Source organism: Flavobacterium sp. HBTb2-11-1 (genome assembly GCF_009826975.1).
In the GTDB taxonomy this organism is placed as follows: domain Bacteria; phylum Bacteroidota; class Bacteroidia; order Flavobacteriales; family Flavobacteriaceae; genus Flavobacterium.
Genome location: NZ_WUMO01000005.1, coordinates 57,795 through 82,594, shown reverse-complemented (window position 1 = coordinate 82,594; position 24,800 = coordinate 57,795). Strand labels below are relative to the sequence as shown.

At 34.1% G+C, this 24,800-nt stretch carries 22 protein-coding genes; 9 read left to right on the top strand and 13 right to left on the bottom strand.

The genetic code is table 11. The annotated features are described in order from the left end of the window. The first annotated feature begins 151 nt into the window (after positions 1–151). The 4 genes from GR162_RS12110 (at position 152) to GR162_RS12095 (ending at position 4,230) form a co-directional block, all read left to right on the top strand. Positions 152–556: a DUF2809 domain-containing protein gene (locus GR162_RS12110; protein ID WP_160782380.1), complete on the top strand. Its 405-nt coding sequence runs from the start codon at positions 152–154 to the stop codon at positions 554–556. Beyond that, a complete protein-coding gene (locus tag GR162_RS12105) occupies positions 522–1,100 on the top strand; it encodes a non-canonical purine NTP diphosphatase (protein WP_160782379.1) in 579 nt (192 codons plus the stop codon). Before GR162_RS12110 ends, GR162_RS12105 begins: the two co-directional genes overlap by 35 nt. A gap of 203 nt (positions 1,101–1,303) precedes the next feature. Continuing rightward, positions 1,304–3,208 (top strand): DEAD/DEAH box helicase, encoded by a 1,905-nt coding sequence (locus tag GR162_RS12100; RefSeq protein WP_160782378.1) that lies wholly within the window; start codon positions 1,304–1,306, stop codon positions 3,206–3,208. A 242-nt stretch (positions 3,209–3,450) separates the two neighbouring features. Next, positions 3,451–4,230, top strand: a complete 780-nt coding sequence (locus tag GR162_RS12095) for a carboxypeptidase-like regulatory domain-containing protein (RefSeq protein WP_008462503.1) — start codon at positions 3,451–3,453, stop codon at positions 4,228–4,230. Between the two features lie 115 nt (positions 4,231–4,345). Here the strand turns inward: GR162_RS12095 and GR162_RS12090 are convergent, their stop codons facing one another. Further along, on the bottom strand, positions 4,346–5,806 hold the full coding sequence (locus GR162_RS12090; RefSeq protein ID WP_160782377.1) for an aminoacyl-histidine dipeptidase: 1,461 nt from the start codon (positions 5,804–5,806) through the stop codon (positions 4,346–4,348). 179 nt (positions 5,807–5,985) lie between these two features. Here GR162_RS12090 and GR162_RS12085 point away from each other — a divergent pair, with 179 nt between their 5' ends. From GR162_RS12085 to GR162_RS12075, 3 genes are all read left to right on the top strand, one after another. Further along, complete coding sequence (locus GR162_RS12085) at positions 5,986–7,047, top strand: DUF3810 domain-containing protein (protein WP_160782376.1); 1,062 nt, start codon at positions 5,986–5,988, stop codon at positions 7,045–7,047. A 140-nt stretch (positions 7,048–7,187) separates the two neighbouring features. Next, on the top strand, positions 7,188–7,682 hold the full coding sequence (locus GR162_RS12080; protein ID WP_008462500.1) for an RNA polymerase sigma factor: 495 nt from the start codon (positions 7,188–7,190) through the stop codon (positions 7,680–7,682). An 8-nt stretch (positions 7,683–7,690) separates the two neighbouring features. Beyond that, positions 7,691–8,323 (top strand): hypothetical protein, encoded by a 633-nt coding sequence (locus GR162_RS12075; RefSeq protein ID WP_160782375.1) that lies wholly within the window; start codon positions 7,691–7,693, stop codon positions 8,321–8,323. 162 nt (positions 8,324–8,485) lie between these two features. On the opposite strand, the gene GR162_RS12070 is transcribed toward GR162_RS12075, so the two are convergent. Both GR162_RS12070 and GR162_RS12065 read right to left on the bottom strand, forming a co-directional pair. After that, positions 8,486–9,295 carry a 1-acyl-sn-glycerol-3-phosphate acyltransferase gene (locus GR162_RS12070; RefSeq protein WP_008462498.1) on the bottom strand — a complete coding sequence of 270 codons (810 nt, stop codon included), beginning with the start codon at positions 9,293–9,295 and terminating at the stop codon, positions 8,486–8,488. 132 nt (positions 9,296–9,427) lie between these two features. Continuing rightward, the gene (locus GR162_RS12065; protein WP_160782374.1) at positions 9,428–10,072 is read right to left on the bottom strand and encodes a CoA pyrophosphatase; all 645 of its coding nucleotides are present in this window, start codon (positions 10,070–10,072) and stop codon (positions 9,428–9,430) included. A gap of 92 nt (positions 10,073–10,164) precedes the next feature. Here GR162_RS12065 and GR162_RS12060 point away from each other — a divergent pair, with 92 nt between their 5' ends. Beyond that, entirely contained in the window at positions 10,165–10,605 is a 441-nt protein-coding gene (locus tag GR162_RS12060; protein ID WP_160782373.1) for a DUF4268 domain-containing protein, read from the top strand. 134 nt (positions 10,606–10,739) lie between these two features. Here the strand turns inward: GR162_RS12060 and GR162_RS12055 are convergent, their stop codons facing one another. From GR162_RS12055 to mnmA, 4 genes are read right to left on the bottom strand one after another with little or no spacing between them, the layout of a single operon-like run. After that, on the bottom strand, positions 10,740–11,150 hold the full coding sequence (locus GR162_RS12055; protein ID WP_160782372.1) for a hypothetical protein: 411 nt from the start codon (positions 11,148–11,150) through the stop codon (positions 10,740–10,742). 20 nt (positions 11,151–11,170) lie between these two features. Continuing rightward, the gene (locus GR162_RS12050; RefSeq protein WP_160782371.1) at positions 11,171–12,115 is read right to left on the bottom strand and encodes a nitronate monooxygenase family protein; all 945 of its coding nucleotides are present in this window, start codon (positions 12,113–12,115) and stop codon (positions 11,171–11,173) included. Between the two features lie 5 nt (positions 12,116–12,120). Next, on the bottom strand, positions 12,121–13,728 hold the full coding sequence (locus GR162_RS12045; protein WP_160782370.1) for a S8 family serine peptidase: 1,608 nt from the start codon (positions 13,726–13,728) through the stop codon (positions 12,121–12,123). A gap of 44 nt (positions 13,729–13,772) precedes the next feature. Continuing rightward, positions 13,773–14,960 carry a tRNA 2-thiouridine(34) synthase MnmA gene (mnmA, locus tag GR162_RS12040; protein WP_160782369.1) on the bottom strand — a complete coding sequence of 396 codons (1,188 nt, stop codon included), beginning with the start codon at positions 14,958–14,960 and terminating at the stop codon, positions 13,773–13,775. 141 nt (positions 14,961–15,101) lie between these two features. Here mnmA and GR162_RS12035 point away from each other — a divergent pair, with 141 nt between their 5' ends. Further along, positions 15,102–16,979: a PEP/pyruvate-binding domain-containing protein gene (locus tag GR162_RS12035; protein WP_160782368.1), complete on the top strand. Its 1,878-nt coding sequence runs from the start codon at positions 15,102–15,104 to the stop codon at positions 16,977–16,979. Here the strand turns inward: GR162_RS12035 and GR162_RS12030 are convergent. The 6 genes from GR162_RS12030 to nagB form a co-directional block, all read right to left on the bottom strand. Beyond that, on the bottom strand, positions 16,976–17,533 hold the full coding sequence (locus tag GR162_RS12030) for a DUF4956 domain-containing protein (protein WP_160782367.1): 558 nt from the start codon (positions 17,531–17,533) through the stop codon (positions 16,976–16,978). The genes GR162_RS12035 and GR162_RS12030 overlap by 4 nt on opposite strands. A gap of 87 nt (positions 17,534–17,620) precedes the next feature. Further along, entirely contained in the window at positions 17,621–18,346 is a 726-nt protein-coding gene (locus GR162_RS12025) for a toxin-antitoxin system YwqK family antitoxin (RefSeq protein WP_160782366.1), read from the bottom strand. A 93-nt stretch (positions 18,347–18,439) separates the two neighbouring features. Beyond that, positions 18,440–20,362 carry a membrane protein insertase YidC gene (gene yidC, locus GR162_RS12020; protein WP_160782365.1) on the bottom strand — a complete coding sequence of 641 codons (1,923 nt, stop codon included), beginning with the start codon at positions 20,360–20,362 and terminating at the stop codon, positions 18,440–18,442. Between the two features lie 81 nt (positions 20,363–20,443). Beyond that, positions 20,444–22,057 carry a CTP synthase gene (locus GR162_RS12015; protein ID WP_160782364.1) on the bottom strand — a complete coding sequence of 538 codons (1,614 nt, stop codon included), beginning with the start codon at positions 22,055–22,057 and terminating at the stop codon, positions 20,444–20,446. Between the two features lie 243 nt (positions 22,058–22,300). Continuing rightward, on the bottom strand, positions 22,301–22,531 hold the full coding sequence (locus tag GR162_RS12010; protein WP_160782363.1) for a DUF3820 family protein: 231 nt from the start codon (positions 22,529–22,531) through the stop codon (positions 22,301–22,303). Between the two features lie 329 nt (positions 22,532–22,860). After that, entirely contained in the window at positions 22,861–24,789 is a 1,929-nt protein-coding gene (nagB, locus tag GR162_RS12005) for a glucosamine-6-phosphate deaminase (RefSeq protein ID WP_160782362.1), read from the bottom strand. Positions 24,790–24,800 lie beyond the last annotated feature (11 nt).

Genomic DNA, 24,800 nt, shown 5'->3' with positions numbered 1-24,800 from the left:
AACGAGGAATCACACGAGAAATTCCGCAAAGTAATTCGCCAATCTTTGTCGATCTGCGAGTGCGATTCCTCGTTCTTCGGAATGACAAACGAGGCTTAATTTCTTTTAAAAATTTAGCCTAAATTTGCTTTAACCAAAACCCATTCTCAACTTGAACAAAACAAGAATTAACTATTTCCTAATCTTCCTAAGCATAATTGTTTTCGGAATACTTTCAAGAAAAATTCCTTTTATTCCTTTATGGATTGGTGATTTTCTTTACGCTGTAATGATTTACTTTTTAGTTAGAATTTTCTTCCCGTCAAAAAAGTTTTGGTTTGTAATACTACTTTCTCTTTTTATTTGTTATTGCATTGAGTTTTTACAGCTTTATCAAGCCAAATGGATTATTGATCTTAGAAAAACGCTTTTGGGGAGGTATGTTTTAGGTCAAGGATTTTTATGGTCGGATCTTCTTGCTTATACGTTTGGAATTTCACTTACCTTTATTATTGAAAAATCATTTTTAAAATACTATAACAATGAATCTCGTTTTCGCATCAAACAACAAAAATAAAATTGCAGAAATTCAAAGTATGCTTCCGGAAAGCATTAAAATATTAAGTTTAGAAGATATTAATTGTTTTGAAGACATTCCTGAAACAGCTGACACCATAGAAGGAAATGCCATTTTAAAAGCCGATTATGTAACTCAAAAATATGGTTACGATTGTTTTGCAGATGATACAGGTCTAGAAGTAAACGCTTTAAATGGCGAACCTGGAGTTTATTCTGCACGATATGCGGGAGAGCAAAAAAATGCAGATGATAACATGAACAAGCTTTTGGAGGCTTTAAAAAATAAGGAAAATCGCAGCGCCCAGTTCAAGACCGTTATTACTTTAAACTTAAAAGGAAAACAATATTTGTTTACCGGAATTGCAAAAGGAGAAATTACACAAACAAAAACAGGAACAAATGGTTTTGGCTACGATCCTATTTTTAAACCAGAAAATTTTAATGAAACCTTTGCCGAATTGCCTTTAGCTACCAAAAATACTATAGGTCACCGCGGAAAAGCCGTTAAGCAACTCATTGATTTTCTGAGCACCACAAAATAATTGTTTAAAATACAACATTTTAAAGGCCAAATTTTACATTTCGCGACGTATTTTTTGGCTCTTTTAGCCATTATATGCAAAAAATAATTTTAATAAAACTGTAACTTTTTGATAATCAATTCTTAACAAATACATAATTCTTAAAATTGCATTAGTTTATCTGAATAATTAACAGTAATTTTGCACCCTATTTTAAAACACATATGAATAAATTTGAACAATTAGGATTGAATGAATCGTTACTGAAGGCGATTTTAGATCTAGGATTTGAAAATCCGTCAGAGGTACAGGAAAAGGCGATTCCCCTATTATTGGAAAAAGACACGGATATGGTTGCGTTGGCTCAAACAGGGACAGGGAAAACGGCAGCTTTCGGTTTTCCGCTAATTCAAAAAATTGATGCCGACAACAGAAATACACAAGCATTAGTTTTATCGCCAACACGCGAGTTATGTTTACAGATTACTAACGAACTTAAAAACTACTCAAAATACGAAAAAGGTATTAATGTGGTAGCAGTTTACGGAGGAGCTAGTATAACAGAGCAAGCAAGAGAAATAAAGAGAGGTGCACAAATCATTGTGGCAACTCCAGGAAGAATGCAAGACATGATTAACAGAGGTCTAGTAAACATTAAAAACATAGATTACTGTGTTTTGGATGAGGCTGACGAAATGTTAAACATGGGGTTCTATGATGATATCGTATCTATTTTATCAGATACTCCAGATGAAAAAAGCACATGGTTGTTCTCTGCAACTATGCCGCAAGAGGTGGCTAGAATTGCAAAACAATTCATGAGCGATCCATTAGAAATTACTGTAGGTACAAAAAATTCAGGTTCATCAACAGTATCTCACGAATTTTATTTAGTAAATGCTCGTGACCGTTATGAAGCTTTAAAACGTTTAGCTGATGCTAATCCAGACATTTTCTCTGTAGTTTTCTGTCGTACAAAAAGAGACACGCAAGCTATTGCAGAGAAATTAATTGAAGATGGTTATAGCGCCGCTGCGTTACACGGAGATTTATCTCAAGCGCAACGTGATGGTGTAATGAAATCGTTCCGTGGAAGACAAATTCAGATGCTTGTTGCTACTGACGTTGCTGCACGTGGTATTGACGTTGATAACGTAACTCACGTTGTTAACTACCAATTGCCTGACGAGATTGAAACTTACAACCACCGTTCTGGACGTACGGGTAGAGCTGGAAAATTAGGTACTTCTATTGTAATTGTTACAAAAAGCGAGTTACGTAAAATCTCAACTATTGAGAGAATCATCAAACAAAAGTTTGTTGAAAAAACTATTCCATCTGGAATTGAAATCTGTGAAATTCAGTTATTGCACTTAGCTAACAAAATTAAAGATACTGAGGTTGATCACGAAATTGACAACTATTTACCAGCAATCAACAACGTTCTTGAAGATTTATCTAAAGAAGAGCTGATTAAGAAAATGGTTTCAGTAGAATTTAACCGTTTCATCACTTACTACAAAAAGAATAGAGATATTTCTGTTCAATCTTCTGGTGAGAGACGTGAAAGAGGCGATTCTGAACCAAGAGAATTCAGCAATAATGGAGCAGTTCGTTATTTCGTAAACATCGGTTCTAGAGACAACTTTGACTGGATGTCTTTAAAAGATTACTTGAAAGAAACATTAGATTTAGGTCGTGACGATATCTTTAAAGTAGATGTAAAAGAAGGTTTCTCTTTCTTTAACACTGATCCACAGCATACAGACAAAGTAATGGATGTTTTAAACAACGTTCAATTAGAAGGTCGTCGTATCAATGTTGAGATTTCTAAAAATGATGGTGGCGGAAGACGCGATCATAACAACCGTGGCGGAAGACGTGATTCTGGTAGAAGAGAAGGAAACTTCGCTCCAAGACGTGAAGGCGGTTTTAGAAGTGACAGAAGTTCTTCTAGAGATGGAGGTTCACGTGATGGAGGTTTCAGAAGCGACAGAAACTCATCTTCAAGAAGAGAAGGCGGTTTTAGAAGCTCTGCTCCAAGAAGTGAGGGTGGTTCAGAAAGAGCTCCAAGACGTTCTGAAAACTTTGGAGATAGTTCAAGACCAAGAAGATCAAGAAGAGATTAATAATTCAATTTCTTTAAATACAAAATCCCAAATTCCATATTACTTGGAACTTGGGATTTTTTTTGCCAAAAATTTTATTTTTTGCAAATCACTTCTGCAACCTAACCATAACCTTCACTACCCTTTTTTATTTAGCCTAAAAAAAGCAACACTACTGCCTTTGTTAATTTTCTTATAATTAAATTCCAAGACTGCGAGATATTTAATCCCTATTTACTACTTTTAGAGCTTTAAATCAGGATATGAAATATTTCGCAATTTTCTTTTTTACACTTTTCGCTAGCATTGGTTTTGCGCAAGATACACAGCAACAGCCGACAGTTCCTCAAAGAGTTTCAGGTTATGTTATTAATGATGATAGCAAACAGCCTCTTGCCGGCGTAAACATCATTAACACCAACAAAGTACGTGGTGCAAAATCTGACGAAAAAGGGTATTTTGAAATTGACGTGCAAGTCAATGATACACTACATTTTTCTATTCTAGGATTTCAATCATTAAGAATTAGAGTCACAAATGACTGGATAAAAAATAAAGTAACGAGAATTCAGCTTACTGAAAAAGCAATTGCTCTGGAAGAAGTTGTCATTGCTCCTTTCTCTCTAACAGGATATCTTGAAATTGATTCTAAATTAATTCCAACAAAAGAAAACTATCGTTACAGCATTTCTGGACTTACGCAAGGTTACGAAGCTGGTGAATATGCTCCAAATGCTTTTGGGAAAGTTCTAGGATCGATTTTTAATCCCGCCGATATGCTCTATAATTTCTTCGGAAAAAATGGTAAAGAGCTCAAGAAGCTTAAAGAGATGAAAAAAGACGATACCGTACGAACGCTCTTGGAGTCCAAATATGATCGCGAAACAGTCGCTGTCCTATTAGGAGTAAGCAAGGATGAAATTCCTGAAATTATGCACCGCTGTAACTATTCTGATTCTTTTATACAAACCGCAAATGATCTTCAGATTATGGATGCAATTAGCGCTTGTTACGAACAGTATAAAGTTTTGAAAAGAAATTAATATTTTACTATAAAAAAATCCCCAATTTTTCAATTGGGGATTTTTTTTGTCTAAGTTTTCAGTCTCAGTTTCCAGTTCTTACCAAACTGAATACTGAGACTGCGACCGAAAACTATTATTTAACGGGAATATTAGAAAGGATTTCCAATACAAATTTCCAATATTTCTGTGCAGAAGAAATACTTGCTCTTTCATCTGGAGAGTGCGCTCCATGAATAGTTGGACCAAAAGAAATCATATCCATATCAGGATAATTTGTTCCTAAAATTCCGCATTCCAAACCAGCGTGGCAAGCTACAACTTTTGGCTGTTCGCCATTTTGTTTTTCGTAAATATCTTTTAAAACTTCTAAAATTTCAGAGTTTACATTTGGAGTCCATCCTGGATAAGAACCAGTAAGTTCTACCTCGCATCCAACCAATTCAAAAGCAGAACGTAACGAATTAGCCAAATCAAATTTTGAAGATTCAACAGAAGAACGCGTTAAACAGCCTACTAAGATTTCTCCATCTTTAATAACAACACGAGCAATATTGTTTGAAGTTTCAACTAAGTCAGCCATATCAGCGCTCATTTTGTAAACTCCATTTTGAGCCGCATAAATCGCTCTGATAATTCCTTCTTGAACTCCTAAGTCCATTACCTTTTCAGGCAAATCACCTTTTACTATTTCAATAGTCAAGTTCGGCTCTGTTGTTTTATATTCAGCTTTAATATCAGAAATAATTTCCTGCATATCGTAAACGTAAGCTTCATCAAACATTTGAGAAATAATTACTTTCGCAACACTTTCTCTTGGAATTGCATTTCTAAGACTTCCTCCGTTAATTTCAGCAATCTGCAAACCAAAGTTTTCAAATGCGTCAAATAATAGACGATTCATGATTTTATTTGCATTTCCTAAACCTTTATGAATATCCATTCCTGAATGCCCACCATTCAAACCTTTCACTGTAATGGTATACCCAACAGAACCTTCTGGAACTTCTTCTTCGTGATACATTCTTGTTGCTGTTACATCAATTCCTCCAGCACATCCAATATCAATTTCATCATCTTCTTCGGTATCCAGATTTAGTAAAATCTGACCTTGAAGAATTCCTCCTTTTAAATTTAACGCTCCAGTCATTCCTGTTTCTTCGTCAACAGTAAATAATGCTTCTATTGCTGGATGCGGAATATCTTTGCTTTCCAAAACCGCCATGATAGTTGCTACTCCTAATCCATTGTCAGCCCCAAGTGTGGTGCCACGCGCACGAACCCAGTCACCGTCAACATACATATCGATTCCTTGTGTATCAAAATCAAAAACTGTATCAGCATTTTTTTGGTGTACCATATCTAAATGCCCTTGCATAACGATTGGTTTGCGGTTTTCCATTCCTGGAGTTGCCGGTTTTCTGATGATTACATTTCTTATTTCATCTTCGAAAGTTTCTAGACCTAAACTATTTCCAAAGTTTTTCATAAACTCAATTACACGCTCTTCTTTCTTCGATGGACGCGGGACAGCATTTAAATCTGCAAATTTGTTCCAAAGTGCTTTTGGTTCCAGATTTCTTACTTCTTGACTCATTATATTTTGTTTGATGTTTAACAATTAAGAGCTTCAAAGTTACAAAGTTTAATTGCTTTTTTTGCCACAAATTTCTCGAATTAGCACTAATTATCAGCTTTAAAATCAAAACCCACAAATACTATTCTTTTTTAGTTATAAATAATTGTATTTATATTTACGTATCTAAAAATTATGCTGTGAAATCAAAATACATTTTACCTTTATTTCTTATAGTTCAAATTATTTTTTATAAAATACTTGTTTTCTTTCCAGATTTTGTGGAAGGTTTTTACAGCAAAAATTTATACATCAGGATTTCGCATTTTTCAAGAATGCTTTTAGGCAAAATTCCATTTTCAGTTGGCGATTTTTTTTATGGCCTTTTAATCATTACTATGATCAGTTGGTTTTGGAGAATCAGAAAAACATGGAAAACAGACTGGAAAGATCATCTTTTAAAAATAGCAGGCAAAATTTCTATTTACTACTTTTTATTTCATGTGCTTTGGGCTTTCAATTATTATCGTGAGCCCCTTTCTCAAAAAATGAATATCAAAAGAGAATATAGTGATGCTGATTTACTGGCCTTTACCAAAAAACTAATTATAAAAACCAATGAAATTCAGTTTAAAATCACAAAAGACAAAAACGAAAAAATTCAGTTTCCTTATTCTCAGGAAGAGGTTTTTAAAATGAATATAAACGGATATGATAATCTTGCTCGAGAACATTCGTATTTCAAGTACGAGACTTTAAGCATTAAAAAATCATTGTTTAGCCTTCCCTTAACTTATATGGGATTTGGAGGTTATCTTAATCCGTTTACAAACGAGGCACAAGTAAATAATTTACTTCCAATGTATTCTTTCCCTCTTACATCTTCTCACGAAATGGCGCATCAGATAGGTTTTGCGAGTGAAAACGAATGTAATTTTATTGGCGTTTTGGCATCTGTGAAAAACGATAATCTGTATTTTCAATATTCAGGATACAGTTTTGCTTTGCGTTATTGCCTTGGAATCTGGAAATTTAAAAACGAGAAAATTTTTGAAATATTAAAGAAGCAAGTAAATACTGGAATTTTAAAAAACTATCAGGAAAGCCAAGATTTCTGGAAAAAATACGACACTTTTATAGACAAAGGTTTTCATTTTTTATACGATAATTTCCTGAAATCAAATAACCAGAAAGATGGTATGGAAAGCTACAGCAGGTTTATTGATCTGATGATTAATTATTACAAAACAAGAGAATTATAATTTCTTTGTCACAGATTAAAAATGATTTCTACTCTCTTTAATCATTTCGCCTAAAAATAGAAATCATTGAATCTTTTCAATCTGGACGAAAAAAATAAATTCAACTGTAACAAAAATGATTTCATAACTACTAATACATTATGAGCGAAAATCTAGAACAGTCATTTGTTGCGCAGCTGCAGGCAAATCAGAATATAATCCACAAGATTTGTAGATTATATACTGCTGGCGAAGACGCTCATAAAGACCTGTTTCAAGAGATCACTATTCAGCTTTGGAAAGCTTATCCAAAATTTAGAGGCGACAGTAAATTTTCGACCTGGACGTATCGTGTTGCCTTAAACACAGCAATTACCTTATACCGAAAAACCAAAAGAACTATTTCGACCGTAGATTATGAAAACCATCAGCATTTTGTAAAAGATGTTGACTACAATTATGAAGAAGAAGAACAGATTAAACTGATGTACAAAGCAGTTTATCAATTGAATGACATTGAAAAGGCATTAGTTTTTATGTATTTAGAAGACAAAGATTATCAAGAAATAGCTGAAACCTTAGGAATCAGCGAAGTGAATGCGCGCGTGAAAATGAACAGAATTAAGGGGAAACTTAAAAAAATACTAAATCCTTAAAAATTATTATGAAAGAACTGGATTTATTAAAAAAAGATTGGCAAAAGAACTCTGATTCTTTTCAACAAATTTCTGAAAACGAAATCTATAAGATGATTCACAGAAAGTCATCTTCCATTGTGAAATGGATTTTGATTATCAGTATTTTGGAGATTTCGTTTTGGACATTTTCAAATTTATTCATCAATACAGATGACGTATTGCACAAAATGAATCATCCTGAAATCGTAACTGCTTTAGAGTTTCTAACGTACTTTAATTATGTTGTCGTACTGATTTTTGTTTACATTTTCTATAAAAATTATAAAACAATTTCGACCACAATAGCCACAAAATCATTAATGACCGCTATTTTAAGAACCCGAAAAACGGTTCAATATTATGTTTGGTATAATCTCGGAATGATTGTAATTACCGCAATTTTGAGCTTTTTTATCGCTTTTGTATACAATCCAGACATGGAATTTCTTAGAGAGAAATTAGCCATGAACGGAAAAGCGATGTTTGTTACAATCGGTATATTATTCCTAGTAATATTAGGCTTTTTTGGATTGTTCTGGTGTTTCTACAGAATTATTTACGGAACACTTTTACGCAGATTATATGCAAATTATAAGGAGTTGAAGAAGATTGATTTTTAAATAAAGGTGCTAAGGTTCTGAGGTGCTAAGGTTCTGAGTTTTTCTTTAAGAGACAAAATTTTCCAACTTATAACTTAAACACTGCAAAAGAAGTAAATCATATGCCAACCTGAGCGAAGTCGAAGGGAAAATCTAAAATCTAAACTCAGAAATCTAAAATTCCTAGTAATCCCATTGTCTCATTTTATTCAGTTCTTCTTGCGCTTTAATTTCTTCAGCTGGAATAACTTTTAAAAACGAAGGGTGCTGTTCGATAGCGTATTCTACTTTTTCTACGATTTGTTCAATGGTATCATTTTCATAATCAATATCAAGAGGTTCTTTGATTATGAAAGATTGAAGGATTCCTTTTTTCTTCATTCGAAGTCCTTTCTTATCGAATGATCTTCGGAAACCATCAATTACAATTGGAATAACGATTGGTTTGTGCTGTTTGATAATATGAGCGGTTCCTTTACGAACTGGTTTAAATGATTTTGTCGTTCCTTGCGGGAAAGTAATAACCCAACCATCTTCAAGCGCAATTCTGATGTTTTCAGTATCATTCGGATTCACTTCTCTTTTTTCGGTCACGTCAACTCCTTTAGAACGCCAAGTTCGTTCTACTGTAATCGCACCAACATAAGCTAGAATTCTCGGCAATAATCCAGCTTGCATCGTTTCTTTGGCTGCCACATAATAAATATTCATTTTTGGTTGCCACAAATAACCAATGTTCTTAATCGTGTCTTGACGTCCAGATAAACTGGCATTAAAGACATGAAACATCGCCACAACGTCAGCAAAATAAGTCTGGTGGTTCGAAATAAATAAAACATTAGTATCTGGAAGCGTCTTAATAATTTCAGATCCTTCAATCTGCAATTCATTAAAACCTCTATATCTCTTATGAGTCATGGCACCTAGAACTCGGATCAACCATTTCTTGATGAATAATATATGCCCAAAAGGATTTCGTTTAAACAATCCCATAACTAATCTATCTTATTTTTTTGTTAGGTCGCAAACATACAAAAATTATTCTTTTAGCAACAGTATAAAACAATTTCTCGAATTAAGAAGTATTTAAATGAATATCAAATCGTTAAATAAAGTTTATCAAATTTATTTTACCATGGCTTCTTTTAAAACATCTCGCAATTCACTCAAAATCATTGCTGTGGCACCCCAAACAACATGATTCTGAATATTGAAAGCAGGAACTAAAATATTTGTCCCGTAAGAAGTTGATAATCTGGCTTCTATAATAATATCATCATTTAAAAAAACAGATAAAGGCAGTTCGATAATTCCGGCAACTTCTCTTATATCAGGATAAAAAGAAAGCTCTTCTTTGGCAATCCCTAAAAACGGATGCACCAGAAAGTTACTTGGGGGAATATACATTGGTGAGAAATGTTTAATGATATTTATTTTATCGCCTGTAATCCCAACCTCTTCATGGGTTTCTCTAAGAGCTGTAGTTTCAAAATTTAAATCTTCCTTTTCGTATTTCCCGCCTGGAAACGCAATCTGAGCGGAATGAACTCCGTCATAAGCATTTCTAACAATCAAAACCAGATGCGTTTTTCCCTGTTTGGGATAAAACAGCATCATTACACCCGCCATTCTGGCGTTTAATGCATTAATATCAAGATTTTTTAATCCCTCTACACGTTCTTTGGGAGCCATTTTTAAGTGTGATGTCACTGCTGGTAATTCTGCTGGAATTATATTGGGAACATATTTCAAAAAGTCTTGAAAATTCATAATCAAAGCTTATTTTTGTACTTTCAAATAAAACATAAATATACTCCAGAAAACGCAGTACCACAAGTTTTCTAATCTTAAAGCCTAAAAAAATGTACAGCAGAGAAGAATCGCAAAGAATAAAAAGAGAATTTTGGGTAGCTTTCGCCGAAAAATATCCTCGCAAATGGGTGCTTTATGATACAAAAATTAAAGACTTCTCTTTTAAATTTTATGTTGACAATAAAAAGGCTCAGGTCTTAATCGACATTGAACAGCGAAGCGATGAAAAACGCATTGCCTATTTTGAAAAACTAGAAGCTTTAAAAAATATTCTGGAAGAAGAATTTATCAAAGATTTGGTTTTCGAAAAAAATTATACTCTTGAAAGCGGCAAAACCATCAGCAGAATCTGGGTTGAAAAAACTGGCGTTGGTTTCAGCAATAAAAATACTTGGGATGCTATTTTTGATTTTTTCAACGAAAATATGCACGCTCTAGAAATGTTCTATTTAGAATATGATGAGTTTATTAAAGATGTGGAGTCTTTATAGATTCTAAGATGCTAAGATGCTGAGATGCTAAGATTTATAGCAAACCCGACAGGTTTAAAAACCTGTCGGGTTTATTATTTTATCTAAATCCTAAAAAAACTTAGAAACTTAGCATCTTAGAATCTCAGAAACTTTTACACCGTAATAATATTATAAACAATAATATGATCGTCGTAATTGATGTAAAGCTGTTTTCTATAATCCTGCTTTTTTCGGGTTATGATTGATAATTTACATTCTCTACCATCATTGTCTTTACACATAAAAGAATACACAATGTCGGTATCGTTTTCTTCTCTTTCGATATAATCTAAAATATTATAAAGCTGGATTTCTTGAGAATAGACTACAATTCTATGTTTATTGGTATCTAAAACCACCGAAAGATTTACCAGATCGAGATTGGACCATTCTCCCCACTTTCCTCTTTCATTTTTTTCTAAGACGCTAAATCCGGATGTTTTAAAATGATAGGACTGACTTTGAATCTGTTGCAATCCAAAAATCAAAAACAATAACAATATGTAGGGGCGTATGGAATTCATAAAATATTTCTTGCAGTCAATTAAAACTCAAATGTAGTCTTTTCTTTGGATGCGGTTTCAAATTCGGCTATCATTTGTTGAATAATTTCTTCAACGGGTAAAATTTCGTGAATCAGACCTGCTACTTGACCGATTTCTAATTCTCCCTCTTCCAAATCTCCTTCAAACATTCCTCTTTTGGCTCTTGCTCTTCCTAAAAGCTGAACCAATTCTTCTTTAGATGGGCATTTTTGATACAAATCCTGAACGTCCTGATAAAATTTATTCTTTATCAATCGAACAGGCGCTAATTCTTTCAGAGTCAATTGAGTGCCACCTTCCAAAGTATTAACTATTGTTTCCTTGAAATTATTGTGCGAAGACGATTCTACAGATGCTGCAAAACGGCTTCCAACCTGAACACCATCTGCGCCTAAAATCATGGCAGCAAGCATTCCTCTTCCTGTTGCAATTCCTCCAGCAGCAATCAGCGGAATCTTGATTTTTTCTTTTACCATCGGAATCAAAGTAAAAGTAGTGGTTTCTTCGCGTCCGTTGTGTCCACCTGCCTCAAAACCTTCAGCTACTACTGCATCTACGCCAGCATCTTGGGCTTTCAACGCAAAAACACTGCTGCTAACCACGTGAACAACGGTAACACCTCTTTCTTTCAAAAAAGAAGTCCACGTTTTCGGATTTCCAGCTGAAGTAAAAACAATTTTTACGCCTTCTTCTACCACAATATTCATTATTTCTTCAATGTTTGGATATAACATCGGAATATTGACTCCAAAAGGTTTATCAGTAGCTTTTTTACATTTCTGAATGTGTTCTCTTAAAACTTCTGGATACATCGAACCTGCTCCAATAAGTCCTAAACCTCCTGCATTGCTTACAGCCGAAGCCAATTTGTAACCGCTATTCCAGATCATTCCGCCTTGAATGATTGGGTATTTTATATTGAAAAGCTGAGTGATTTTATTCATTAAAATTATTGCTTGATTATTTTCCCTGTTTTATGCAGATTATCGGCATCAAAACGATAGATGTACAATCCGCTTTGAAGTGATTGTAGGGAAAGAACTGGATTTGAATTATTGATTTTTTCTTCGATTAATTTTTGTCCTAAAATAGAATAAATAGTTACCGATGCCGTATTATTTTCATTTAAAAAAGAAAAAGAAACCTCATTTTTAACTGGATTTGGATATACCGAAAACGAAGTTTCTGCAATAAAACTGTAGACGCTTAATGCAGCACCAAAATTCGGAATTCCATATCCATAATTATTATCCGGATTAGCATATCGATCAGCTGATTGCAAAATCATCTGTCTAATTTCTTTATTAGTTTTAGTTGGAAATGCCTGCCACAAAGAAGCTGCCATTCCTGCCATGATCGGACATGAAAATGAGGTTCCGTTTGCTGTAACAATGTTTCCATTTGCATCAGAAACTACCGCTGCAACTCCTTGCGCCATAACATCGGGTTTTATTCTTCCGTCATAACTTGGTCCAATCGAACTGGAACCAGCTTTTACTTTAGATGCATTAACAGAACCAATTGCCAACACTGAAACCGCATCTGCAGGCGAACCAATGTGCTTTTCTGTCTGAGTTCCTTCATTTCCAGCAGAAGCCAAAACTAATATTCCTTTGCTAAAAGCAATTTCGGCACCACGAGAAATAAAAGTAGTAATTCCGTTCATATCGCTGTAGGTATGGTTGTAATTTGGATTATCACGATCACCAAAATATCCTAATGAAGTCGTAATTAAATCAACGCCCAAAGCATCAGCTTTTTCAGCCGCTTCAACCCAAAGCGATTCTTCTAACGGAATCTCCTGCGCATCAATCTCTGTGATAAAAAGATAGTACGATGCATTTGGAGCTGTTCCCACCAACGAATTTGCTTTATAACCGCCCATTGTAGATAATACTAAAGTACCGTGATCGTCTCCTGCGTAAAAATTGGCATTTCGCGTAGTATAATCGTAACCACCTAAAATTTTATTATTATTTCTGAGATTTTCAAACGGCTGAGCTGTATTTACACCTGGAAATCCTGCATCTAAAACTGCTATAATTTTTCCTTCTCCTGTATAATTCTGCTGATGCAAAACTTGTCCGTTCAGCAATTGAATCTGATTGGCAGAATTTCCGTAAGAATAGTCAACTTCCGTTTTTAACTTATCATGAGACTGATTAATGGAAGCTTCCGAAACTCTTTTTCCTGTGGTATTTAAAGTTTTATTGGCAAACTCAATTCTAGAAACAAAAGATAAAGATTTTAAAGCATTGATATTAGTCTGTGTTCCTTGAATATGAAGTGCATTCAGCCATTTTGACTGTGCCATAACTATTATTCCCGTACTCGCTTTAATCTGATTAACATATGACGTTTCCAAAGGAGCATCTGTTATATCCAAAGCGATATTCTGGCTGGTTCTTCGATCCAAAGCTCTTTGCGAAAGTTCAGTAAGTGGATTGTCATAGAAAGTCTGCGCATTAGGCTTCGCATTAAAATAAACCCACGCATCTTCTTGCGAAAATACTGCAAACGAAAGAAGTAATAAAAGAAAAGTAAAGTTATATCTCATCAATTTATACCATTAAGGGATTTACTCCCAAATAAAGTATAAAGCTAAGAAATTACTCCCGAACCAACTAATTCATTTTCTAAATACCAAGCAACAAATTGTCCTTCTGTAATAGCAGACTGCGGCTCCTCAAACTCTACATACATTCCGTCTTCAAACTGATACAAAACGGCTTTTTGCAAAGGCTGACGGTAACGAATTCTTGCTATCACTTCCATTTTTTCTCCTGCTTTTAACGTCATATCTTCTCTAATCCAGTGCACTTCAGATTTTCCAACAAAAAGTGCTTTTTTGAATAAACCTGGATGCTGGCTAGACATACCTGTATAAATGGCATTGGTTTCTACATCGGTTGCAATTACAAACAAAGGATCTGTTGTTCCTCCAACATTCAGACCTTTTCTTTGTCCAACAGTAAAGTAATGAGCTCCTTGGTGTTTTCCAACCACTTTTCCCATTGTTGGAACATAGTCTAGCTTTTGAGATTCTAACTTTAATCTTTCCTCCAAAGAAAGGTCAGCTGATTTCTCAATATTGTAAATCGGATCATTTTTATCAACCTGAACAATTTTACCTTCTTTAGGCTGTAGTTTTTGCTGTAAAAATTCTGGAAGACGAACTTTTCCAATAAAACATAAACCTTGAGAATCTTTCTTTTCTGCAGTAACCAATTCCATTTCAGCCGCAATTTCTCGCACTTCTGGTTTTGTTAAAGCTCCAATAGGAAATAGGGCTTTGGACAATTGTTCTTGCGACAACTGACATAAGAAATATGATTGATCTTTGTTTACATCATTTCCGGCAATCAGTTGATACACTGTTTTTCCGTCCACTTCGATTTCGCTTTTTTGGCAATAATGTCCCGTAGCCACATAATCTGCGCCAAGACTTAAAGCGATTTTCATAAATACATCAAATTTGATTTCGCGGTTACAAAGCACATCAGGATTTGGAGTTCTCCCTTTTTCGTATTCGTTGAACATATAATCAACGATTTTCTCTTTATATTCTTCGCTTAGATCAACAGTTTGAAACGGTATGCCTAATTTTTCAGCAACAAGCAAAGCATCATTACTGTCTTCAAGCCAAGGACATTCGTTAGAAATAGTAACCGAATCATCGTGCCAGTTCTTCATAAAAAGGCCAATTACTTCGTATCCCTGCTGCTGCAATAAATATGCTGCAACACTAGAATCTACTCCACCTGAAAGTCCAACAACTACTCGTTTCATTTTGAATGTTTAATTTTTTAAGGTTGCAAAGGTACGCCAAATAATAGAAAATTTCACAAAGGTTTGCATTAGTTTAAGCAATCCCGCAGTAGATAAAACTTATTACTTTTTTAAGTACATTTAATCATTCATTTTTTATCTATGAAAAAATACATTTACAGTCTATTTTTCCTTCTCTCCCTAAGTTCTATTAGCGCGCAACGATTTAGCGCGTCTTTGCCAAATTATGAAGCCTACAAGGCGTTTAAAGGAAAACCTTTATCTGATAAATTTTCGAATATCGAATCGGTAAAAGTGATTTACGATCTCCGAAAACAGAAAATGTATTATTTCAACAGCAGCGTTATTTTGCTTCATTTCGATTTTGTTGTCAATTATTTAGGCTACGGCCACGATCTCGAAGTATTCAACAATGAAAACTATAGCGATACCGAAAAAAATCGAGATTTTCTTCTCGGAAATTTGAATCATATTAAAGGAACCGACAAATGGATTTTTGAACTCGCCGCGTCCGATCATATGCCTTTGCCATTGATTGAACGTTTTTTTAATATGGTAAAAAATTCCACTTTTATTGGCGAAAAACTTAAATTTTATTTGAATAATCCAGATATGATGAATTGGTATCAGGAGCAGAAATTCAAAATTCCGTGCGTGAAATCAGATTATATTTTTGGCGAAATTAAATATCAGGAAGTTGTTCGAAGCAGTAATGTTGGCATTCTAAAAAAATACAAAATCAAAGAATTAGAAACCGCAAAACCCAATCCTGATGAAATCATTATTTTGGATGGAACGCCTGATATTCTTCCGAATGTGCGAGGAATTATTGTGAATGAACTCCAAACGCCTTTAAGCCATTTGGTTCTTTTAGGAAAAAACAGAAAGATTCCTATTATGGCGTATACCGATGTTGAAAAAGATAACAATATCAAAAGACTGCTTTCTAAAAAGGTAGAATTAAAAATTCAGGTCGATACTTTTTTCATAAAAGAAACCACTAAAAAAATTCCAGTGAAATCTGCTGGGAAAAAGAAAAAACTAACAATTGACAATTCTGTAACAGATTTAGTCAACTTATCTGAAATTCCAAAAAAGGGAGTGAATTATATTGGTTCGAAAGCGCAAAACATGGCTTATTTAATTGCTATTTCAAAAGAAATTCCTTTTAAAGTTCCAGAAAATGCGCATGCTATTCCCTTTTTCTATTATACAAGACATATTCAGAAATCTTCCATTTCACCTTTAATTGCAGAACTTTTAGCTTATCCGCATAAAGACTCAACTGTTTGGATTAACAAACAATTGAAAAAAATTAGAGATGCTATTAAAAAAGAACCTATTGATCCTGAATTAATTTCAAAATTGAATACCGCTTTTAAAGATGCCAAATTCAAAAATTTCAGATTTCGCTCTTCTACCAATGCAGAAGATCTGGACGATTTCAATGGCGCAGGATTATACGATTCTAAAACTGGAATCATCGGCGACAGCGTCAAAACTTTTGAAAAAGCCATAAAACAAGTTTGGGCAAGTGTCTGGAACGAAGCTTCGTATAATGAAAGGGAGCTTTTTGGAATCGACCAGCAAAATATTGCAATGGGCGTTTTAGTACATCGCTCTTTTCCGGATGAATTGGCCAATGGTGTAATTATCACTAAAAATATATTCAGAGAGAACTTTCCTGGAATTACTGTGAATGTTCAAAAAGGAGAAAATTCGGTTGTGAAACCCGAAAAAGGAGAAATCTGCGAACAATTTGTCGCCTATCATTTTAACGACGGAAAAGACGAAACCGACTTTGATATCGACTATACTTCCAATTCCAATTTGAATAATAATGAACCGCTATTGACTCGTAAAGAAATGAGTAATATTTATGATGTCAGCAAAAAAATTGAAAGCAAAATGTATCGCTATTGGCGCAAAAACCAATTTCATCCTGTCGATATCGAGTTTAAAATTGTTGGCGAAAAAAGAGATTTGTACATCAAACAAGTTCGTCCGTTCAACGATTAATAGAAAACCAATAAATCTATTTCGTTGGCCGCCGTATTGATTAACACAATTCTAAAATCAAAATCTTCAATCTTAATTTTTTCTTGAATTGATTTTCTAATTATTTCTGAGTTTAAAGAAAAGTTTTCGTCAAGCGGAATTTTCACATCAACAGAATTGAAATATTTTGAAGCTTGTTTATTAACAATGATTGAAGCAATAACATAAAATCCAATTATAATAATTTGAAAGAACAGCAGTAATTCAATCTTTTCAAACGGATACATGATATCCAAAATGGACAGCGTAATGGTTGCGAAAAGAAAAATAATCGCATTTACGGTGAAAGACTGTGTTCTAAATCGGAGGATTGAAAAAATAGCGAACAAACCGAAACCAATTCCAACTCCAATTTCTATTTTGGTAAAAAGATAACAGAGCGAAAAAGTACAAAGTCCGACAATAACCATCAACGGATTTATGGTCGCATTATCTTTTCTGTTGGAGAAAAAATACAGAACCAAAATCGAAAAAAACAACAGTAAAAATCGTCCTAAAAGCTCTTTTAAATCCATAGGTTAGCATAATTGGTTAATCAAATGTAAACATTTTCCAATAAACCTTTTATTAATTTAAGCAATGAATTCTGAGATTTTAAATTCTTATTTTTTTGCCGTTCCCACTTTTTCAGAAGCTTTATTCGTGTTTTTAGGATCACTCATATTTACTTCTTTCACTAGTTTTCCTTTTTGATAAAACTGCCAGATCCCTGCTTTTTTACCATTTACGAATTTACCTTTAGAAGCAATAGATTTGTTTGAATCATAAAAAACAGTTTCTCCGTTGTATTCGTTATTTTTAAAATACGATTCTTCCAGAAGGGTTCCATCTACACCAATTTTTTTATATGGCCCTTCTTTCAAACCGTTTTTATAAGTCATTTCTTCAGCAACTTGACCATTTGGGTAGTAAATCGTTTTTAATCCTTCCAATTTCCCATTTTTATAATTCTCAACGGTCATCAAAACTTTAGAAGCTTTATGATAATATTTCCATTCGCCTTCACGCGCTTTTCCGATCTCTTTTCCTTCACTTACTTTATTTTTATTCTGATCGTAAAAAATAGTGTACGAACTTCCATCGTTGGCGCTAAAATCTCTTGTAGCTATAACATCTCCTTTTTTTGTGTCATCAAAAAATTTAAAAATTCCAGTTTCTTTTCCGTGGTTAAAAGTGCCTTCGTAGCGAGGGCGTTTAGATTCTGCATAAGTTCCTTTCCAAAGTCCGTCTTTTTTTCCGGCTGCATCAACTTTATTAATATCTGATTGAGCATTTGAAACTAATGCTGTTAGGAAGAATAATCCAAGTATGATTTTTTTTGAGATCATAATAAATTCTATTTTTAAGCTTAACGAAAATCTTAATTATAAAGTATAATGGTATAAAAAAATCCCGATAAATCGAGATTTTTTTATTGAGAATTATTTCTTCTTTTTATTTGCCTGAGCCGCTTTTGCCGCTTCTTGCTGTTCCATTACTTCTTGAAGACGCTGTTGGAACTTACTTGGTTTTTTAGGCTCTCTTTGTTTGTTTTCTTGAATCTGAGCGTGAATTTTATCACTGTCTACAATGTAATTCTTGATCACAAACATAATTCCGATTGTAATTAAGTTCGAAATGAAGTTGTATAAAGATAATCCAGAACCATAATTATTGAAGAAAATCAACATCATTAATGGCGAAACATAAATCATGATTTTCATCATTTTTGCCATATCTGGCATACCTTCTTGCTGAGGAGCTGCCATTTGCTGATCTCCAGAAGTCATTTTCATGTAGAAGAAAATCGCAATTGCCGCCAAAATCGGAAACAAACTGATATGATCTCCATACATCGGAATGTTGAATGGTAATTTTACAATTGAGTCAAAAGATGATAAATCGTCTGCCCAAAGGAAGCTTTTTTGTCTTAATTCAAATGCTGCAGGAAAAAACTGGAACGATGCATACATAAATGGAAGCTGAATCAAAGCTGGAATACATCCGGCCATTGGGTTTACTCCTGCTTTGTTGTACAGTTTCATTGTCTCCTGTTGTTTCTTCATTGGGTCTTTTTTGAATTTCTCTCCCAACTCAGCAATATCAGGTCTTAAAACTTTCATTTTAGCCTGAGACAAGAATGACTTATACGTAATTGGCGACATAGCCAATTTGATGATAATCGTAAAAATAATGATGGCAATTCCTAATGACAATCCAATTGTTGAACTTAAGAATCCGAATAATGGAATGAAAATCCATTTGTTGATCCATCCGAAGATTCCCCACCCTAATGGAATAATCTTTTCGAAGTTTTTATCGTAAGCTTTTAATGTTTTGTAATCTGCAGGACCCATGTACAAATTCATTTTGTAATCGATCTCTCCATTTGTAAACGCTAAAGGCAAATTAGCTCTAAACTGTTTTGTGAAAACTGTATCAATTTTATCGTCTTTAACTAAATCGTCAGATTGTAGTTTTGAAGTTTCAAAAGGTTTTTCTGTAGATAAAATTGTAGTAAAGAAATGCTGTTTAAACGCAACATAACTAACTTTAGTAGGAGTTTCTTCTTTACCCTGTCCGTGTGAACTTACGTTATTATATTTTGATTCTTCGTATTTATAATCAATTTGCGCATAACGATTTTCATAAGCAACACTTTTTTCGTTTCTGTATGTTTTTAAATCCCATTGCAAATCAACTGGTTTAGCAGAATTTAAAACTCTATTTAAGCCTTGAGAACGAATATCAAAACCAACTAAGTAATCGTTTGGCTTTAAAATGTATTTATATTCCAAAAATTCATTAGCTCCAGCTTTCAAACGCATAGAAAGAACTTGGTCTGCACCAATTTTTTCTAATGTTGGCTCAAAATATAAATCTTTAGAATTTAATGTTCTATTGTCTGTAGTAAGAAGCTGTAAATTTAAGTTTGAGTTATTGTTTTTGATTAACTCAACTAATTGACCTGAACCTTTTTTTAATCTTTCGAATTCCTTTAAAGTAGCTTCAACAATGTATCCGCCTTTATTAGCAATCTTTAATCTTAATTTTTCATTTTCGATTGTAGTAAAAGCTTCTTTTGCAGAAGGAAGTGTTGCAGAATAAGCAAATCCTCCTAAAGTTTTTTGCAATTGAGCCAATTGAACTGTATCTCCAGGAGTTACAGCTGCAGCTGGTAATGACGCAGTTTTAGCTTTATCTGCTTTTGCTTGTGCTTCTTGTTTAGCAACTAATTCTTTCTTGGCCTTTTCAGCAGCAATTTCTTTTTCAGAAGGCTGATTTTGGTACATAATCCAAATCAAAATTCCAAAGATCAATACAAAACCAATGATCGAATTGAGGTCTAATTTTTTTTCTTCCATTATTAATTTAAAAAAGTTATTCGTTGAAGGCTATTAGTAATGAGTTTTACCCAAAAGTTACATCTTCACAGAATATAATTATTATTTTTTATGTGCATTTACAGCAGCTGCCACAAAGTTCACAAAAATAGGGTGCGGATTTGCAACTGTACTCTTGTATTCTGGGTGGTATTGTACACCAATGAAAAATGGGTGATTTTCAAGCTCCACAATTTCTACTAATCCAGTATCAGGATTAACTCCAGAAGCTTTTAAACCTGCTTTTTGCAATTCATCAGCATATTTATTATTGTACTCATAACGGTGACGGTGACGCTCCGAAATAGTTTTTTGTCCGTAAATTTTGTACGCCAAAGTGTCTGGTTTAATATCACATTTCCAAGCACCTAAACGCATTGTTCCTCCTTTGTCGGTTACATTTTTTTGTTCTTCCATCAAACTCACAACTGGATGAGCTGTTTTGTCATTCATCTCCGTTGAATTCGCTTCAGCGTAACCTAAAATATTCCTAGAATATTCGATAACAGACATTTGCATTCCTAAACAAATTCCGAAGAAAGGAATATTGTTTTCACGTACAAAACGAACCGCTTCGATTTTTCCTTCAATGCCTCTTTCACCAAAACCAGGAGCAACTAAAACTCCATCTAAAGAACCTAATTTTTCTTCAACATTTTCAGCATTAATATGTTCTGAGTGAATTGAAATTACGTTTACTTTTGTTTCGTTTGCAGCTCCTGCATGAATAAATGCCTCTAAAATAGATTTGTAACAATCTTGCATTTCTACATATTTCCCAACCAAACCAATGTTAACTGTTTGTTTTGGACTTTTTAATCTTTTTAAGAAAGTATTCCAAGTCTTAAGATCTGGAGATGCTTTTTTAGGAAGATCTAATTTCTTTAAAGCCACAACATCTAATCCTTCTTCAAGCATTAAATTTGGAACTTCATATATCGTAGAAGCATCAATAGATTGAATAACGGCTTCTTTCTTCACATTACAGAATAAAGCTAATTTTTGGCGTAGTTCCTGAGATAATTCGTGCTCTGTTCTACAAACCAAAATATCCGCTTTAATACCACTCTCCATTAAAGTTTTAACAGAGTGTTGCGTTGGTTTTGTTTTCAACTCGCCAGCTGCAGCCAAATAAGGAACTAATGTCAAGTGAATAACAATTCCGTTATTTTCACCTAATTCCCAAACCAATTGACGAACAGATTCTATATAAGGTAGAGATTCGATATCACCAACAGTTCCACCAATTTCAGTAATAACAATATCATAATCGCCAGATTTACCTAGCAATTGCATTCTGTCTTTGATTTCGTTTGTGATATGAGGAACAACTTGAACTGTTTTTCCTAAAAATTCTCCTCTTCTTTCTTTTTCAATAACCGAAAGATAAACTCTTCCTGTAGTAACGTTATTAGCCTGAGAAGTAGGAACGTTTAAGAAACGCTCGTAGTGTCCTAAGTCTAAGTCAGTTTCAGCTCCGTCATCTGTCACATAACATTCTCCGTGTTCGTACGGGTTTAGTGTCCCCGGGTCAACGTTAATGTATGGATCAAATTTCTGAATAGTTGTGCGGTATCCTCTTCCTTGTAACAATTTTGCCAAAGATGCCGCGATAATTCCTTTTCCTAATGAAGAGGTCACACCTCCTGTAACAAAAATATATTTTGTTTGATTCATTCTGTTGTTGTTTGTAAGTAGTTGTGTAAAAAACTTGGCAAAAGTACAAATTTAATTAGACATTTTATACAATAGACTTCTTAGATTTTTAGAATTTTAGATTGCTGAATTTTTGGCTTTTTCAAATCAGAAGAAAACCTCTCAATACACTAATCATTATCTATCTTTTATCATTTTTTCAAACAATAAAACCAAAATTTCATGCAATTATATAAAAATCCGATAATCTTAAAACATCTACCATTAAGGCTTAGGATATTGCTTCTTAATATTTCGAATCAATTCTTCTAAACCATTCAATTTCAATTCATAAATCAATTGCAGTTGCTGTCCAAGCTCTCCTTTTGGAAAACCTTTATTTTGATACCACACCACGTAATATTCAGGCAAATCAATTAAATATTTTCCTTCATATTTCCCGAAAGGCATTTTGGTGTGGGCTAATTTTATGAGTTGTTTTTTGTCTTGATCCATTTTTTTAGAGAGGAAAGAGAATAGAAGAAAGAAAATAGATTTCTCCCCTCCTGTTTTTATTTCGTACAAAGCTATTGCTATTTTTTTTCTTTTGCCACAGATTAAAAAATAGTTTTCAGTCTCAGTCACAGTTTACAGTTTTAAAACGAGGACTATTGTAAAGACTGGGAAAACTTAGTACCTCAGTCCCTTAGAACCTTAAACAAAAAAGAAGCAAGAAAAAAGAACCAATTTTCGTTCCCTCTTCCTGCTTCAAAAATATTATTTAAAAAAGTTCAGCACAGATTAGAAACCTCTGTCCCTTTGTCTCTCTGAACCTTAGTCACTTTTTAGTAATGCCATCTCACGAAAGCTTCCATTGCAGCATAAGTCGCCAAACCTAATTGGTGGTACAGTTCAGCTGTTTCGCGGTTTCTGTCTTCCGCTCTTTGCCAGAACTCTCTTGCGTCTGTTCCTTGGAAAACAACTCCGTCTTTTTGAGACTGGTGTTTGAAGATTCCGTGACGTTTTGCTAAAACTTGGTCTGGACTCATTGGAACTGCCATTTCAACTTCGTCAATTCCCCATTCTTGCCAAGCTCCACGGTATAACCATAACCAACAGTCGTTCATGAATTCTTTTGGTTTTAAAACTTTAACCGCTTCAAAAATTGCATCCAGACAAACTTTGTGCGTTCCGTGCGGATCTGCTAAATCTCCAGCTGCGTAAATTTGGTGTGGTTTGATTTTTTCAATTAAATCAACTGTCAACTGAATATCTTCTGGTCCAATCGGTTTTTTCTCGATTGTTCCTGTTTCGTAGAACGGCAATTCCATGAAGTGAATTTGAGAATCTGGAAGACCCACAAAATAACTTGTAGCTCTCGCCTCTCCTTTTCTGATCAAACCTTTAATATAACGAACTTCTGGTATATCAATTTCGCTGTTCTTTTTGTTCTGTAAAAATGCCTCGGCTTTTTTGTAGATGTTATCTGCTTCTTCGCTTTTGATTCCGAATTTCTCATTGTAATCAATTACGAATCTTGCAAAACGCAATGCTTCATCATCAGCAACTGCAATGTTTCCAGATGTCTGGTACGCAACGTGCACTTCATGTCCTTGCTCTTGCAAACGCATAAAAGTTCCTCCCATACTAATGATATCATCATCTGGGTGCGGGCTGAAAATCAATACACGCTTTTTAGCAGGTTCTGCTCTTTCTGGACGATTGGTATCATCTGAATTTGGTTTTCCACCTGGCCAACCTGTAATTGTATTTTGTAATTTATTAAATATCTTAATGTTAGTATCGTAAGCTGGACCTGAATCTGCCAATAAATCGCTCATACCGTTTTCTATATAATCTGCATCAGTAAGCATTAAAATTGGTTTTTTAAGATCCAATGCCAATCCTAAAACTGCTTTACGAGTCAATTTATCTGTCCAAACAATTTTCTCAACCAACCAAGGCTTATTAATTCTTGTTAGTTTTGAAGCTGCTTCTTTATCCAAAACAAAAACTGCATTATTATGTTCTTGCAAGAAAGATGCAGGAACTCGGTTTGTAACTTCATCTTCAACAGATTTTTTTACAATACTTGCTTTTCCTTCACCCCAAGCCAATAAGATTACTCTTTTAGCTTCCATGATTTTTTTCACACCAAGCGTAATTGCTGTTCTTGGCGTATTATTCAAACCAAAGAAATCTTTACTTGCCGCAACTCTTGTAATGTGATCCAAAGCTACCAAACGAGTTTTAGAATTTTGAAGCGAACCAGACTCGTTAAATCCGATGTGTCCGTTTCCTCCAATTCCAAGAATCTGAAGATCGATTCCGCCTAAAGCTTCGATTTTTGCTTCATATTCGTGGCAATAATCTGCAATTTGCTCTTTTGTTAAAAGTCCGTCTGGAACATGAGCGTTTTCAGGTAAAATATCGACATGATCAAACAAAAGTTCCTTCATGAAACGAACATAACTATTGATTGAATTTGGTTCCATTGGATAATATTCATCCAAGTTAAAACTGATTACGTTTTTGAAACTCAATCCTTCTTCTTTATGCAGACGCACTAATTCAGCATATAAACCTTTTGGAGAAGAACCTGTTGCCAAACCAAGAATACATGGTTTTCCTTCATTCTGTTTTTCTTTGATTAAAGCTGCAATTTCCTGCGCCACTTCTTTTGAAGCATCAGTTGAGTTTTCAAAAACAACTGTATTAATGTTTTCGAATCGCTTTTCGAAACCTGTTGCTTTGTCGATTTTACTTTTTAACATGATATATTAAT